Origin of the sequence: Nonomuraea sp. NPDC049637 (assembly GCF_040675235.1) — a bacterium.
Taxonomy (GTDB): domain Bacteria; phylum Actinomycetota; class Actinomycetes; order Streptosporangiales; family Streptosporangiaceae; genus Nonomuraea.
This window is the reverse complement of the sequence record NZ_JBFAOM010000085.1, coordinates 1-15036: the sequence shown is the minus strand read 5'-3', so window position 1 is coordinate 15036 and position 15036 is coordinate 1. Positions and strand designations below refer to the sequence as shown.

Annotated in this window: 16 protein-coding genes; 11 read left to right on the top strand and 5 right to left on the bottom strand. The window is 70.5% G+C overall.

The window, feature by feature from the left end; genetic code table 11:
• Positions 1-844 precede the first annotated feature (844 nt).
• The 4 genes from AB0J71_RS48560 (at position 845) to AB0J71_RS48545 (ending at position 4390) form a co-directional block, all read left to right on the top strand.
• Positions 845-1777, top strand: a complete 933-nt coding sequence (locus tag AB0J71_RS48560; protein WP_364421128.1) for an alpha/beta hydrolase — start codon at positions 845-847, stop codon at positions 1775-1777.
• A 22-nt stretch (positions 1778-1799) separates the two neighbouring features.
• Entirely contained in the window at positions 1800-2519 is a 720-nt protein-coding gene (locus tag AB0J71_RS48555; protein WP_364421126.1) for an alpha/beta hydrolase, read from the top strand.
• A gap of 161 nt (positions 2520-2680) precedes the next feature.
• On the top strand, positions 2681-3511 hold the full coding sequence (locus AB0J71_RS48550) for an alpha/beta hydrolase (protein WP_364421124.1): 831 nt from the start codon (positions 2681-2683) through the stop codon (positions 3509-3511).
• Positions 3512-3634: 123 nt separating this feature from the next.
• Positions 3635-4390: an alpha/beta hydrolase gene (locus AB0J71_RS48545; RefSeq protein WP_364421122.1), complete on the top strand. Its 756-nt coding sequence runs from the start codon at positions 3635-3637 to the stop codon at positions 4388-4390.
• Here AB0J71_RS48545 and AB0J71_RS48540 read toward each other — a convergent pair.
• Positions 4365-6671 (bottom strand): tetratricopeptide repeat protein, encoded by a 2307-nt coding sequence (locus AB0J71_RS48540; RefSeq protein WP_364421120.1) that lies wholly within the window; start codon positions 6669-6671, stop codon positions 4365-4367. The two genes, AB0J71_RS48545 and AB0J71_RS48540, sit on opposite strands and share 26 nt — an antisense overlap.
• A gap of 382 nt (positions 6672-7053) precedes the next feature.
• Between AB0J71_RS48540 and AB0J71_RS48535 the strand changes: the two genes are divergently transcribed.
• The 4 genes from AB0J71_RS48535 to AB0J71_RS48520 are packed head-to-tail and all read left to right on the top strand — an operon-like array spanning position 7054 to position 10525.
• Positions 7054-7959 (top strand): ABC transporter ATP-binding protein, encoded by a 906-nt coding sequence (locus tag AB0J71_RS48535; protein ID WP_364421118.1) that lies wholly within the window; start codon positions 7054-7056, stop codon positions 7957-7959.
• Positions 7960-7993: 34 nt separating this feature from the next.
• Complete coding sequence (locus AB0J71_RS48530; RefSeq protein ID WP_364421116.1) at positions 7994-8698, top strand: ABC transporter permease; 705 nt, start codon at positions 7994-7996, stop codon at positions 8696-8698.
• Position 8699: 1 nt separating this feature from the next.
• Positions 8700-9899: a sensor histidine kinase gene (locus AB0J71_RS48525; protein WP_364421114.1), complete on the top strand. Its 1200-nt coding sequence runs from the start codon at positions 8700-8702 to the stop codon at positions 9897-9899.
• Positions 9896-10525 carry a response regulator transcription factor gene (locus AB0J71_RS48520; RefSeq protein WP_364421111.1) on the top strand — a complete coding sequence of 210 codons (630 nt, stop codon included), beginning with the start codon at positions 9896-9898 and terminating at the stop codon, positions 10523-10525. Before AB0J71_RS48525 ends, AB0J71_RS48520 begins: the two co-directional genes overlap by 4 nt.
• A gap of 402 nt (positions 10526-10927) precedes the next feature.
• On the opposite strand, the gene AB0J71_RS48515 is transcribed toward AB0J71_RS48520, so the two are convergent.
• Entirely contained in the window at positions 10928-11497 is a 570-nt protein-coding gene (locus AB0J71_RS48515) for a helix-turn-helix domain-containing protein (protein WP_364421109.1), read from the bottom strand.
• 625 nt (positions 11498-12122) lie between these two features.
• On the opposite strand from AB0J71_RS48515, the gene AB0J71_RS48510 reads away from it, so the two are divergent.
• Together AB0J71_RS48510 and AB0J71_RS48505 are read left to right on the top strand one after the other, a co-directional pair.
• The gene (locus tag AB0J71_RS48510; RefSeq protein ID WP_364421107.1) at positions 12123-12263 is read left to right on the top strand and encodes a hypothetical protein; all 141 of its coding nucleotides are present in this window, start codon (positions 12123-12125) and stop codon (positions 12261-12263) included.
• Positions 12264-12306: 43 nt separating this feature from the next.
• Positions 12307-12720, top strand: coding sequence for a VOC family protein (locus AB0J71_RS48505; protein WP_364421105.1), 414 nt, complete (start codon positions 12307-12309; stop codon positions 12718-12720).
• 43 nt (positions 12721-12763) lie between these two features.
• Here AB0J71_RS48505 and AB0J71_RS48500 read toward each other — a convergent pair whose 3' ends face one another.
• The 3 genes from AB0J71_RS48500 to AB0J71_RS48490 form a co-directional block, all read right to left on the bottom strand.
• Positions 12764-12946 carry a hypothetical protein gene (locus AB0J71_RS48500; RefSeq protein ID WP_364421103.1) on the bottom strand — a complete coding sequence of 61 codons (183 nt, stop codon included), beginning with the start codon at positions 12944-12946 and terminating at the stop codon, positions 12764-12766.
• Between the two features lie 327 nt (positions 12947-13273).
• Positions 13274-14122 (bottom strand): hypothetical protein, encoded by an 849-nt coding sequence (locus tag AB0J71_RS48495; RefSeq protein WP_364421101.1) that lies wholly within the window; start codon positions 14120-14122, stop codon positions 13274-13276.
• A gap of 183 nt (positions 14123-14305) precedes the next feature.
• The gene (locus AB0J71_RS48490) at positions 14306-14710 is read right to left on the bottom strand and encodes a hypothetical protein (RefSeq protein ID WP_364421099.1); all 405 of its coding nucleotides are present in this window, start codon (positions 14708-14710) and stop codon (positions 14306-14308) included.
• 4 nt (positions 14711-14714) lie between these two features.
• Between AB0J71_RS48490 and AB0J71_RS48485 the strand changes: the two genes are divergently transcribed.
• Positions 14715-15036: hypothetical protein (locus AB0J71_RS48485; protein WP_364421097.1), on the top strand; the 322-nt coding region annotated here is incomplete at its 3' end.

Genomic DNA, 15036 nt, shown 5'->3' with positions numbered 1-15036 from the left:
GGAGGAGCGGGCGCTGGCCGCGTCGGTCCGGCTGGACTGGCTGGGCTGGCCGGACCTCGGGTTGACGGTGGGCCCGGGCCCCGTCCGGCCTTGGACGTCTGACTGTCACCTCGAATCGTGCGGTTCTCGGGAGGACGGAGGACGGCAGGCCCGTTGAGCAGGCACGACCCTTCGTGCGCCTCGCCCCTGCGGCGCGTCCAGGAGCCGGCGGCTCTGAAACCTGCTCGCCCGTCCGACGTGACAGTGCAGGTCGGCGCCGAAGCGACCCACCTGTGGGAGACGATGACCGGTATCTGGCCCCTCCACGCCGGCTGCCAAAGGCGGATCCCGAACGTCATCGTCGAGCGCCCGCCCCTGGCCTGGCCAGGAGCGAACTCATCATCGAACGCGCGGCCGACGCCGATGAGGGACGCCTGACACTCCGAGCCCGCCTTGGACGCGACCCGAACCGCAACGCCGGGCGCTCCGGCAGGCTCCTTCCCCGGAACTCTCGCAACCGCGGCTGCCAGACTCCCGACCGGACGCGGGACGATCGACGACACCAGGCAGGCTGAGCGGACGCGGCACGAGCCTGCCCCGCCGGCCGGCCGAACACCGGCGGAACCACCTGCGGGAGTGTTTCTGCATGTGGTTCCGCCTGTTCCGCAGCGCCCGCGCACGGTGTGATTGACCCAGCAAGCCTCCCGGTGGCCGGTCAAGCCCGGCTCGTCGACGGCATGTCGGCGTACCGGACCGAGGTGTTCAGCGCGGCGGTGCTGCCGCTGATCAGCCCTGCCGACGTCGACCCGCTTCGCGGGATCGCCGCACAAGGCAACGTCAACCACACAGGAAATGAGCATCCACCATGCACAAGCCAGTCCTCGAACCCGCAGCGCAAGCGTTCGTCGAGGCGACCGCGAACCCGCCGTACCTGTTCGATCTGGGCCCGGTCGAGGGCCGCAAGGCCGTCGACGCGGTCCAGAGCCCCGAGGTCGTCGTACCTGGCACCACCCGGCAGACCCTCGCCGAACCCGCCTTGACGATCTACCGGCCGGAAGGCGTCAGCGGGCCGCTGCCGGTGATCCTCTACATCCACGGCGCGGGCTGGGTGTTCGGCAACGACCACACCCATGACCGGCTCGCCCGCGAACTCGCCGCCGGCACCGGCGCCGCCGTCGTCTTCTCCAACTACAGCCTCTCCCCCGAGGCGAGGTACCCGGTCGCGATCGGCGAGAACTACGCGGCCGCGCAGTGGATCGTGCGGCACGGCGCCGAGCACGGCCTGGACGCCTCCCGGATCGCCGTGGCCGGCGACTCGGTCGGCGGGAACATGGCCATCTCACTGACCCTGACCGCCAAGCAGCGCGGCGACGTGCCGCTGCTCGGGCAGGCGCTGTTCTACCCGGTCACCGACGCCGCCTTCGACACCGGCTCCTACCACCAGTTCGCCGAAGGCTACTTCCTGCGCCGCGACGCCATGCAGTGGTTCTGGGACCAGTACACCACCGACCCGGCCCAGCGCGCCGAGATCACCGCCTCCCCGCTGCGGGCCGCCACCGAAGAGCTCGCCGGTCTGCCGCCCGCGCTGGTCATCACCGCCGAGGCCGACGTGCTGCGCGACGAGGGCGAGGCGTATGCGAACAAGCTGCGGCAGGCCGGGGTGCCGGTCACCGCCGTGCGCTACCAGGGCGTCATCCACGACTTCATGATGCTCAACGCCCTGCGCGGCACCCAGGCGGCCGAGGGCGCGATCCGTCAGGCCGTCGACTTCCTGTCCACGATCCTGTCCACCCGCTGAGCCCGGCCAGAAGGAAGCGATCATGTCATCCGGCACGGCCCAGCCGACCATCGTTCTCGTCCACGGCGCGTTCGCCGAGTCCGCCAGCTGGAACGGCGTCATCCAGCGCCTGCACGCGCACGGCTACCCGGTCATCGCCGCGGGCAACCCGCTGCGCAGCCTGTCCGGTGACGCAGCGGGTGTCTCCGCCCTCCTGGCCACCGTCGAAGGCCCGGTCGTCCTCGTCGGGCACTCCTACGGCGGCGCCGTCATCTCCAACGCCGCAGTCGGCCACGACCACGTCAGGGCCCTCGTCTACGTCGCCGCGTTCGCGCCCGAGGCCGGTGAGAGCATCGGGGAGCTGTCCGGCAAGTACCCCGGCGGGACGCTCGGGCAGACCCTGGCCGAGGTGCCGCTGCCCGACGGAAGCGTCGACCTGTACATCCGGCAGGACCTGTTCCACCAGCAGTTCGCCGCCGACGTGCCGGCCGAGCGCGCCGTGCTCGACGCCGCGGCCCAGCGGCCGCTGAACACCGTCGCGCTCAACGAGGGCGCCGGTGAGCCGGCGTGGAAGACGATTCCGTCCTGGTTCGTCTATCCGGAACTGGACCGCAACATCCCGCTCGCCGCGCACCGCTTCATGGCCGACCGCGCCGGCTCACGCGAGAGCGTCGAACTGCCCGGCGCCTCGCACGCCATCCCGGCCTCGGAGCCCGAGGCGGTGGCGGCCGTGATCATCGCCGCGGCGCAGACGATCAACTGATCTCAGCCGGGGTACAGCGCGGCGCCACCAGCGTCCTTCTCACACCCCGGCCGCGCTGAACACCCCGGCCGCTTGACCAGTCCTGCTTGTCCTGCCCTGCCGCGGCCCTGGCGTCGCGGCCCGAACGCGGAAGTCCCGCACACCCTGAAGGAGAAAAGATCATGACCAATGTCGCAGTCAACCGAGTTCGGCGTCAGGCGGCGCTCGCCCTCGGGCTGGCCACCGCCGTGGGCGCGCTGCTGGCGGTGCCCTCGCCCGCGCACGCCGAGACGTCCGCCCCGCCCAAGCCGACGATCGTGCTGGTGCACGGCGCCTTCGCCGACGCCTCCAGCTGGAAGGGCGTGATCACCAAGCTGAAGCGGGACGGCTATCCGGTGCTCGCCACCGCGAACCCGCTACGCGGCCTGACCGAGGACGCCGCCTATCTCACCGGTGTGCTCAAGAACGTCAAGGGGCCCGTGGTCCTCGTCGGCCACTCCTACGGCGGCGCGGTGATCAGCAAGGCCGCCGTGGGCAACTCCTCGGTCAAGGCACTCGTCTACGTCGCGGCGTTCCTGCCGGACAAGGGTGAAAGCGCGCTGGCCCTGTCGAACAAGTACCCAGGCAGCACCCTCGGGCCCAACACCCAGCAGTGGACCTACCAGTCGCCGGGCGGAGGCACGGCGATCGAGCTGACGATCAAGCAGGACAAGTTCCGCGGGCAGTTCGCCGCCGACGTACCGGCTCGCAAGGCTGCGGCGATGGCGGCCTCCCAGCGGCCGGTCGCGGTCGCCGCGCTGGAGGAGAAGGCGACAGAGGCGGCCTGGAAGACCGTCCCGGTCTGGTCGTTGATCGCCACCGGCGACAAGAACATCCCGCCGGCCGCCCAACGGTGGATGTCGCGGCGCGCGCACGCCTCGACGGTCGAGGTCGCGGCCTCCCACGCCGTGTCGGTCTCCCAGCCGGGCAAGACCGCCGAGATCATCGTCAAGGCCGCACGCGCCACACGCTGAATCCGCCCGCTTCGACGACTGCCTGGCAGCGACCGCCCTGGAGATGCTCCCTCCGGCGACGCGATCGGCGCCAGGCGTCGTCGAGCGGCGGCAGCACCCACCCCCCGATGACAGGACGGACTCATGCCCTCCACTTCCGACCTCGCCCAGGTCCGCCATGCCAACGCCACCGGCCGGACCCCCGTCGTGTTCATCCACGACCCGTGGCTGCTCCCCTCAAGCTGGAAGCGCTGGGCCGACGTGTTCGAGGAGGCGGGATTCGCGTCCGTCCTCCCCGCCTGGCCTGCCGGCGAAGCGGCCGACCACGTCGCGGACCTGATCGGCGGGCTGGAGCGCAAGCCCGCCGTCGTCGGCCATGGCGTCGGCGGCCTGCTGACGCAGATCATCGCGGGACGTGGCCTGGCCTGCGCCGCCGTGGCGATCAGCCCGTCGCCCTCGCCCGCGGTGCTGCCGCCACCGATGACCCCGGCGGTCCAGGCCCGCGCCAGCGGCACAGCACCGCTCGCCTACGAGCAGTTCCGCCACTCCTTGGCCAACGCGGTCGGCGAGGAGGAGGCCGGGCGGCTGCATGAGGCGTTCGTCGTGCCCGCGCCGGGCGCACCGCCGCTCCCGGCGCCCGCCACGGACTTGCGACCGTGGGGCGAGTGCGATGCCACCGCCCAGCACCGGGGACCGCTGCTGCTCATCTCAGGGGAACTGGATCGCATCGTCCCGTGGGCCGCCGCGCACGCCTTCTACCAGCGGCAGGCTCGCAACGAGCAGCACCTGACCGAGATCATCGAGCTGCCCGGCCGGGGCCACTCGCTGACCGTCGACCACGGCTGGCGTGAGGTCTGCGGCACCGCCCTGACGTTCATCCAGCGCTTTGTGGAGCCGTGAGGGGCATCACCGCGTCAAGCTCCGCGAGCACCTGGGCCGCCCGGTCGGTGTCGCCGTCGGCCTCGAACAGCTCCAGCGCCTCCTCGAACGCCTCGCGAGCGGCCTCCACCTGCTCCAGCTCGATCAGCGCGCGGCCCAGTTTGGTCAGCGTCGTCGCCGTGACCCGGCCGATCGGCACGCGTATCTCCCGCAACGCCTGACGGTAATGGTCGGCGGCCTCCTGCAAGCGTCCGAGGGCTCGGTAGCCGTCACCCAACCGGTCCAGCACCCTCGCCAGAGCCTGACCGACGAGGTCGGGAGAGCCGCCGAAGGCGGGATCGCGCAGCCGATCCACCAGAGCCAGGTTGTGCCGGACGGCCTCCTCCACCCTCCCCAACCGGATCAAGCAGTGGCCCGCACCGCTCAACGCCTGCGCGTAACCTTCCCTGTCCCCGGCCTCCGGGAAGAGCTCCGCCGCCTGCCGGAGGTGGTCCAGCGCGGTTTCGTCGCTCACCCGATCGTTGCGACCCCACAGCGCCCAGGTCGCGTAGATCAGCGCCCAGCCCTGCTGGCGCAGGTCGCCGACACCTCGGGCCAGCTCCAGCGCGCGCAGCGCGGTCGCCTCCGCCTCGCCGAAGCGGGCCTGGCACTGGGTACGCGCCCAGGACAGGTAGTTGAGATGCACCGCCTCCTGCCTGCGGTCGCCCACCGCGCGAGCGGCGGCCGCGGACAAGCCGAAGACCTCGGGCCAGTGCTCCCAGTGCAGCCACTGGTCGGAGAACCAGTGCATCGCCTCGGCGACCTCGACCACCCGGGCGTGCTCGCCGAGGCCGGCCGCCGTACGCAGCGCCGCGAACCACGCCTCGCCCTCGGCCATGAGCCATTCCCGGGCCTGCCGCTGGTCGTCCAGCTCGACCAGCGAGCTCCAGTCCGGGGGCGGCGCCCCGTAGTCGGGCTCGAACCAGCGCCCCGCGACCGTCGCGACCTCCAGCAGCCACTCGTCCATCCGCCGCCGCGCCCGCCGCTGGGCCTCGATCGGCTCCTCCTGCGACAGCCGGGCGCGGGCGAACAACCGCACCAGGTCATGGAAGCGGTAACGCCCCGGGAACGGCGACAGCAGCAGACCGAGGTCGACCAGCTCCTCCAGGGCGTCCTCGGCGTCGGCCAGGCCGAGCTCGGTGAGGACCGCGGTCATCGGGACCCCGAAATCCGGCGCCGCCGCCAGCGCCAGGCGACGGAAGCTCTGCCGCGCGGGCGGCGAGAGCTGCCGGTAGGACAGCGCGAAGGCGGCGGCCACGGAAAGGTCACCCGCCGACAGCGACTCGACCCGCCGTCCCTCATCGCCGAGCCGCTCGGCCAGGTGCCCGGCCGTCCAGCCCGGCCTGCTCTGCAACCGGTTGCCCGCGATACGCAGCGCCAGCGGCAGGTTCCCGCACAAGCTCGCCACCCGCGCCACGCCGTCAGGATCGGCTTCGGCACGTTCGGCGCCGACGATCGAGCGCAGAAGCGCGGCGGCCTCCTCAGCGGCCAGATGCTCCAACGGGAGCTGGTGCACGCCCTCCAGCCCGGCCAGCGGCCGACGGCTGGTGATCAGCGTCATCACGGGACCGGCCGAGGGCAGCAGCGGACGCACCTGGCTCTCGTGAGCCGCGTTGTCCAGAATGATCAGGCACCGCCGTTCGCGCAGCAGGGCCCGATAATGGCCCGCGCGGTCCTCCTCGGAAGCGGGGATGAGCCGCTCGGCCACGCCCAACGCGCTGAGCAGCCGCGACAACGCGGTCCCCGCGTCCACCGGGACCGGGTCCATGCCACGCAGATCCAGGTAGAAACAGCCGTCGGGGAACAGATCCGCCAGCTGCCCACCGGCACGCACCGCCAGCGCAGTCTTCCCGATCCCCGCGGCACCGGAGACCGCCGCCACGACGGCCGCCCCCGTAGCCGACCCGCCGGCGGCCTCCTCGTCCCCGGCACGGGCCGCCAGGTCGCGCAACGTGCGCAGTTCCCGGCTCCGCCCGGTGAAGTCGCCCACCCCGCGGGGCAGCTCACACGCGCCCTGCGCAGGGGCGTCCTGGCGCGGCCGTCCCGCCCGCGCCGCCTCCGCCAGCGCCGCCCGCTGCGCGCCGTCGAGCGGCAGCGCCTCGGCCAGCGCCACGACAGTACGCCGCTGCGGGCTCCGGCTGATTCCGCGCTCCATGTCGCTGATGGCCCGTACGCTGACGCCCGAGGCCTCGGACAGCTCCTCGATGGTCAGCCCGGCGGCCTGCCGACGACTCCGCAGCAGACTGCCGAACGACTCCACCATCTGTCCCCCTCAAACGTGCCCCAACGCCCTTATCGACTCTACCTACCTGGGCTTATGGGTCGTCCTGAGCAGACATGGGTGCGATCCAGCCGCCGGAGGCCGCCCCACGTCCCCATCGGGGACGGCGAACGCCATCCGACCATCGACCTCCTCGATGAGACCAGACGTCTGGACTGGACGCCTGTCCTTCGAATTCGGGAGATCGGATCGTTCCAGGGGTGGGTGACGTCGGTGAGCCCTGGACGAGCGCGTGCAGCTTCTCGACGGTGTTCTCCCGGCTCCGCCATCCACCGTTCGGTTGATTAGGCGATCAGCCGCTCCGCGGCCAACGGTAGCTGCCGGGACGATCCGCTGGTCGGGGCCGTGAGGCGATGCTTGTGCCATGGCAGTCATCGAAGTCGTAGACCTGGTCAAGAGGTACGGGAGCCAGTCAGTCCTGGAGGGCGTCACCTTCTCGGTGGAGGCCGGGGAGATCTTCGGCATTCTCGGCCCGAACGGCGCGGGCAAGACCACGACGGTGGAGTGCGTGGAGGGCCTGCGCCGGGCCGACAGCGGCCGGATCAGCGTCCTCGGTCTCGACCCGCTCACCGCGGGCGGTGAGCTGCGCCAGCAGATCGGGGTGCAGCTCCAGCACACCCAGCTCCCGGAGAACATCAAGGTGTGGGAGGCGCTGGACCTGTACGCCTCCTTCTACGCCAAGCCCCGCGACTGGCGCGAGCTGCTGGAGCAGTGGGGGCTGAAGGACAAGCGCAACGCTCGCTTCGGGAAGCTGTCCGGTGGCCAGAAGCAGCGGCTGTTCATCGCGCTGGCCCTGGTGGGCGATCCCCGGGTGGCCTTCCTCGACGAGCTGACCACCGGGCTCGACCCGCAGGCGCGGCGGGCCACCTGGGAGCTGATCAAGCAGGTGCGGGCCGGCGGGGTGACCGTGGTGCTGGTCAGCCACTTCATGGACGAGGTCGAGGAGCTGTGCGACCGGGTGGCGGTCGTCGACCGGGGCCGGGTGGTCGCGCTCGACACGCCCGCCGGGCTGGTCGGGGCCGAGCACGAGATGCGCTTCACCCTGCTGGCCGGGACCGCCGCGGAGCTGCCGGCGCTGCTGGGCGCGCTGCCTGGGGTCACCTCGGTCGAGGTGACCGGAGCCAAGGCGGTCGTCACCGGTCGTGGGGACTTCGCCAGCGCGGTCACCTCGCAGCTCGCCCGGCACAACCTGCTCGTCTCGGGCCTGCGTATCGACAAACGCACGCTGGACGACGCCTTCCTCGCCCTGACCGGCCGCACCTTCTCCTGATTCGCCCCCACCTTCCTTCCTGAGAGGCCCGAAGATGAGCGCGTTCGCCAAGCTCACCACCGTCGAGATCAAGTTGCTCGTCCGCGAACCCGGCTCGGTGTTCGCTCTGCTCATCCCGCTGTTCATCCTGGTGGTCTTCGGAAGTTCGGTCTCCTCCGGTGACACGGTGGTGGTGCCCATGGCGCTGTCCATCGCGGTCGGCCTCGTCGGGCTGTACCTGGTGCCGACCACCCTGGCGACCTACCGTGAGCGCGGGATCCTGCGCCGGTTGTCCACCACGCCGGTGCCGCCCGCGCGGCTGCTGGCGGTGCAGCTCATCCTGCAACTCATCCTGGCGGTCGTGGCCTGCGGGCTGCTGCTCGCGGTGGCCGGCACGCTGCTCGGCGCGAGGCTGCCCGGCGCGCCCGCTGCCGTCACGCTGGCCTTCCTGCTCGGCACGGGGGCGATGTTCGCGATCGGCCTGCTGATCGCCGCGCTGGCGCCGAACGGCCGGGCGGCCAACGGGATCGGCGTGCTGCTCTACTTCCCGATGGCCTACCTGGCCGGGCTGATCCAGCCGCCCACCCAGATGCCCGCTATCCTTGCCCAAATCGGGACATATACCCCGCTTGGCGCCTTTCGTCAGGCTCTGCAGGAGGTATGGGCGGGCGGTTTCCCGAACTCGTTGTCGCTGGTCATCATGGCGGGGTACGCGATGGTCATCAGCGTCGCCGCCGCCAAGCTCTTCCGCTGGGAGTAACGTGACCTCGCTCGACCTGCAGGAGGCCCGCCTCGAACGGCTCCAGGCCGTCGTTCCGTACCTCCTGCTCGGGGTCTCGGTCGCCCTCGCCTGGCTGACCGACGGACGGTCGCTCGCCGAGCATCTGCTGATGCTCGGCGTCGCCGCTGTCACGGCGGCCTGGATCGCGCTGCTGGGCCGCAGCCGACACCACGGTCTGTACGTCACCGGGCTGATCGTCTTGATCGGGGTGTTGTGCAGCCAGGGGATCTGGTTCGCCGCATTCTTCGCCTTCACCGGTTACCTGGCCTCCTGGCACCTGCTGAGCGGCAAGTGGCGCTTCTCCGGGATCGCCGCGACCGCGACGATCAGCGTGACCGGCTTCACCGGCGGCCTGCCCGCCCCGACGCTGCCTGCGATCCTCACCCACCTGTTCTTCATCGCCGCGATCACGTCGCTGGTCGCCCTGTTCAGCCTCGTCGGCGAGGTCACCACGGCCCGCAGCACCGAACGCAAGCGCATGGTCGCCCAGCTCGAAGAGGCGATGCGGGAGAACGCCGTCCTGCACGCCCAGCTCCTCCTCCAGGCCCGCGAGGCCGGCGTGCTGGACGAGCGCCAGCGCATGGCGCAGGAGATCCACGACACGCTCGCGCAGGGGCTCACCGGGATCATCGCTCAGATCCAGGCGGCGACGCAGGCCCGGGAGACCGGCGCGCGCTGGCGCGCGCATCTTGACACCGCCGCCCGGCTGGCCCGCGACAGCCTGGCCGAGGCCCGGCGCTCGGTTCACGCCATCGGGCCGGGCCAACTGGAGACGGCTCCGCTGCCCGAGGCTCTCGCCGAAGTGGTCGCCGGCTGGTCGGAGCTGCATGCCGTACCGGGGGAAATGACCACGACGGGCACGGCACGTCCGCTGCACCCGGAAGTCGAACAGACGGTGCTGCGGATCGCCCAGGAAGCGCTCGCGAACGTCGCCAAGCATGCCGAAGCCCGCCGGGTCGGCCTTACCTTGTCCTACATGGAAGATGTGGTCACCCTCGACGTCCGGGACAACGGTGTCGGCTTCGCCCTCGACCGCGCCGGCGACGGCGGCGGTTTCGGCCTGACCTCGATGCGCAAGCGGGTGGAGCGGCTGGCCGGCAGCCTGGAGATCGAGTCGGAGCCCGGCGGCGGCACCGCGATCTCGGCCACCGTCCCGGCGGTCGCCAGGGAGGAGGCGTGAGCACGCCGATCCGGTTGCTGATCGTGGACGACCACCCGATCCTGCGCGACGGCATCCGGGGCATGTTCACCGGCGACGACCGCTTCGAGGTGCTCGGCGAGGCCGGCGACGGCGGCCAGGCGGTCAAGCTCGCCCTCGCCCTGCGGCCGGACGTGATCCTGATGGATTTGCGGATGCCCCGCATGGACGGCGTGAGCGCCATCAAGGAACTGGCACGGACCGGCAGCACGGCCCGCGTCCTCGTCCTGACCACTTACGACACCGACCGCGACGTCGTGCCGGCCATCGAGGCCGGAGCGACCGGCTACCTGCTCAAGGACGCGCACCGCGACGAGCTGATCCGCGCGGTCGAGGCGGCCGCCCGCGGCGAGTCGGTGCTCTCGCCGTCGGTCGCCACGCGGCTGATCGGGCAGATCCGTGCGCCGGTCGCCGACCCGCTCAGCGCCCGGGAGGTGGAGATCCTGCGGCTGATCGCGCAGGGCACGACCAACCGGGAGGCCGCCGCCCGACTGTTCATCAGCGAGGCGACGGTCAAGACGCACGTGCTGCACATCTACGCCAAACTGGGCGTCAACGACAGGGCCGCCGCGGTGGCCGTCGCCTTCCAGCGCGGCCTGCTGACCTGACCGTCCGCCACGGCGGATCGCGGCCGATGATGCCGGCAGGTGGCCGACGTCCGGGACGCCCTCCGGCCCCTCCCCGGCGGGCCGAACGCGCCACGCCGACGGCGGCCAGCTGATCGACCTGGACATTCCCGTGGAAGGTTCGCACTCGCGAAGGACGTGCCGCAGGTGGCGCTCGTCGCAGAGCGGGCAGCGGTCGAGGTGTTTGCCGATGCCTAAGGCCATGGGGCAGGTTCGAGATGATCAGCCAGGCGGCGGAGAGCGAGCGCGAACCAACCGCGGAGGGGCAGGAGAGCAGGTCGGCGTGAGCGTGAGGGCATCGTTGCAAGATGTGCGGCCTCGGCTCGCCGTTCAGCGAGGTTTGCACGGATGAGCTCTTCATGCAGGTGATGCACCGAGGGCTCCTCAGGGTTCTTCGGGGGATGCGTGGTAGAAGATGAAGATGGGACGGGTGTCCGGGGGCGGCTCGCTCGATTCGACGCGTGATTGGGTCAGTTCGCGCCACGGCTTCAACACCGCGTTGAGCTGGTCGGCGAGCTGTACGAGCTCATCTTTGGTAAGCCGCAGGTGGCGGCTGCTTCCGAAGGACGCGTGGCGCCAGTCCTCCGGGAGGGTCATGTGGGTGCGTTCGAAGTCGCGCAGCCGCTCGAACTGGTCAATCACCCACTGTGAAGTCCATGCCCGTAGCGCGGCTCTGGCCTCGGGGGCTTCGGAGTCCCGAACCAGCGCCCAACCGCTCAGCGCTGCGCGCACCCACCGTTCGCGGCTGTCTCGGGCGAGCTCCGGCACGTCCTCGATCAAGCCATGTTTCTGCATTTGCCGAAGGTGATAGCTCACCTGGCCGGGGTCGGCATCCGCCCGCCGAGCAAGCTCACTTACCGTGACCGGGCCGATCCGGAACAGGAGGCTGAAGAGCTTCATCCGGAACCGGCTGGTCATGACCTTGAGCACGTCCACGTTGTAGTTCTGTGGCATGGCCACGACGGTAAGACCAGCCAGTGAAGATGCTCAAGGCATCTACTGGATCTTGAAAACGCCTGGCGTCACGCCGTAGATGTGAGCCTTCCGCAGAGCACGCTCTCGTCTAGGCTGCTCCAGGCTGGGCGTGCAGGGCAGCTGTTCATGGGGGACACCGGGGGGCGGGGTGGCGACGTGCCCATGCAGGTGGCGCTTCCCTGCTGACGTCCAAGGACGCGAGGTACGTACTTCTCGCAGGGCACGCTTGCCTCCAAGGCGAGAGCTACTCGACGCGCCACCCGCATCGCCACAATGAACTGGTCCTCGTCAAGATCTCGTACGACATGCTCGGCGTGAGCCTTGGGCGCCGGATCTCTGCCGATGATCGCACGAATGAAGCACGGGCCGGCCCTGGAGCGGCGGCTGCAGCTCGCGGATCTTCTCCCGGCGACGCGGCGGCGAGCTTCCTCGCGTCCCTGCTGGGCACGCCATCCACCGTTCGGTGGATCAGGCGATCAGCCGCATCAGCGGCCAACGGTAGCCGCCGGGACGATCCGCCGGCCGGGGCCGTGAGGCGATGCTTGTGCCATGGCAGTCATCGAAGCCGCAGACCTGGCCAAGAAGTACCGGAACCTCCCTCCCGGTGGAAGCCAGGGAGATCTTCGGCACCCCCGGCCCGAACGGCGCGGGCAAGACCACGACGGTCGAGTGCGTGCAAGGCCCGCGGCGGGCCGGCAGCGGCCGGATCAGCGTCCTCGGCCTCTTCGATGAGCACCATGCCTGACCGTATCGATCTCACCTACCACCCAGACGAAAGACGACAGAACATGCTCCGCGGACTCACCACCATCAGCTTCTACGCCCACGACGTCGCCGCCGCCCGCGACTGGTATGCCGAACTCCTCGCCACCCCGGCCTACTTCCAGCGCCCCGAGCAGGGCGACCCGGCCTACGTGGAGTTCCGCGTCGGCGACTACCAGCACGAGCTCGGCATCATCGACGCCCGCTACGCCCCGGACACCTGGAGCGCCCAGGACGGCGGGGCGATCGCCTACTGGGCCGTCGACGACCTGGAGGCGACCTGGGAACGCCTGCTGGACATGGGCGCCACCCCGTTCGACAAGCCGACCGAACGCGGCCCCGGGTTCGTCACCGCCTCGGTGCGCGACCCGTTCGGCAACATCCTCGGCATCATGATCAACCACCACTACATGGACATCCTGGCCGGCCGGAAGAGCTGACCACGATGACCGCCGTGGCGGCGCACCTGTGGGAGGGGGCTCGCTAAGGGAAAGTGGTGACATGAGGGTCGATGACGACGGTGCCGGTGAGCGGTTCACCGTCTCCATCAGCCTGCGAGAGGACGTCTTTCTCGCGCAGGCTGCCGGTGCGCTCGATGACGGCTCTGCCGATCTGCTGCTGGCCCTCGCGCACCGCCGCGGCGCCGAGCTGATCCCACCCAGACAAGACGAGCTTGGAGCGCTGGTGGCCGAGCGCGGATCCGGATACGCAGAAGGAACTGTTGGCCCTGCTCCTCGATCACGCTGTCGTCAAGCCTGCCGAAGGGCCCGGGTTCGATCTCGCGGCCCGGCTGTCGCTGGCGTGGCGCTCGGCCTAAGGCACATGACGCGGTCACGCCCGCCCGTCAGCGTCGCAGTCGAGCGGGCCAGCTGACCTGGCAGTATGTGGTCCGCAGGCCAGGCGGTGGCACATCAACCACCTGGCGGCATCCTGGCGCTGAACGCGCCGCTGGAGGAAATCTCGACGAGGCCGTCAGCGGTCCGTCTTGTCAGTTCAGAACGGCCAGTCCCACTTGAGCCATTGGCCGAGGCCCGCGATGGTGCCGATGAGCGTCAAGAGGCCGACCGCGATCGTGCCGGGCTTTCGCAGGACACTCCAGAGTTTGGAGGCCTTCTCCTCCTCGGGCTCGGCTGCGTTGTGGTTCGCCGAAGCTGCCACGCTGGCAGAGACGCTGGACCCTCCCGACGAACTCGGCGCCTGGATGATCACACTCGAATGGTCGCCGTGTACGGCGATCCGAAACGCGTGGTCCACCTGCTGGGTCGTGGGCGCATCCCGACCCTCCTTCGTTTGGACCGTCAAGACGGCGGCGAATTCAGCCAGCGAGGTTCGCACCTGATCGGCGACACCGTGCAGATTGGAGCGTCCAACCTCCCAGTAGACATCGATGATCTTCTGGAAGGCGGCGGAGGGCTCTTTCTCCTTGATGTGCGCGTCCAGGACCGCGGCGAGTCTCGGGCTGTTGGAGCTTCGAAATTGCACCAGGTCGCCCTCACCTGAGGCTTCTCGTCTTATCTCACTGATGGACTCGCGCATGACGCCGACGTCGTTGAGGTATTCGCGAACATGCTCGGGAAACGCCTCCACCGCCACCTGTTGTGTGATGACTCGAGGTCCGACCTGCGCCTTCACCTTGAGCGCGGCGCGGACATGCCGGTAGGCGGGCACCTGTTCGCCTTCGCCGTAGCCGCGGAGTTCGCGCGACGCCCACTGGCGGAGGTTTTCAGAATCGGCATCACCACCCATGATCACGCACTTGCGAAGAATGTCCTCGATGGGAACGTTCGAATCGATCACGTCCCGCCTGATCTCGGCGAGAAGGTCTGTGTCGCGCGTGTTCACAACGAGCAGTATCCCGCCCCTTTGGGGAGGTACGTTCCGCTTCCCGTCACGCCGGCTGCCCTTGGCCGACCTCCACGCTCTGGCCGCCAGCACCCTCAAGGTCTGCCGCTGCTGGCGGGTTCCAGTTCAGGAGAGCGCGGTCCTCCGTCGCCCGCGTCGAACAACGGATGGGGCGCAGGGTACTCAGGGGCGTGGCGAGGCAAGGGCCAGCAGGGCGGCGGCCAGGGCGCGGCCGTGCGCGGCAGCGTGCTGGCCGTCGCTCAGCCGGGTCTGCCGGCCCTGGTGGTGCGGCACCACGGTGCCGTCCGGCTGCCGGGCGACCGCGATGCCGACTTCGGGCAGCGTCACCTCGCGTATGCCTTCGCCGAGGTCGCCGCTGAGGTCGGCCGGTGCGGGCAGTACCAGCTCGGCGGAGGCTTGGGCGGCGGCCAGCCGGTCGCGTAGTTCACGTACCTGCTCGGCGTCACGTTCGCGTTCGGCCTGGGCGACGCGGTCCTGCTGTTCGGCGGCCACGGCGCGCTCGCGCTGGAGATCACGCTCGGTGCCGGCCTGGCGCAACTCCTCCTCGGCGCGGGACTGCAGTCGCACAGCGGTGGCAGCCTCCCCCTGGGCAGCGACCAGGGCCAGACGCGCCTCGGTCGCCTCCTGCCGGGCGGTCTCGGCGCGGCTGTCGGCGTTCTCGGCCTGGGCCTGGGCCTGGGCGGCTGTCGTGCTCGGCGCGTTCGCGGGCGAGGTCGGCGTCGGCGGCCGCGGTCCGCAGGGTTTCGGCTTGGCGGGCGTGCTCTTCTGCGGCGGCGCGCAGCCGGTCGAGCTCGCGCCGGGGCTCCTCCAGCGCGGCGGCCGTCCGTTGCTGCTCGGCCTGGGCCTGGTCCCGCTCGCGCAGGGCGTCGTCGCGGGCCTGCTCGGGCGCGCCG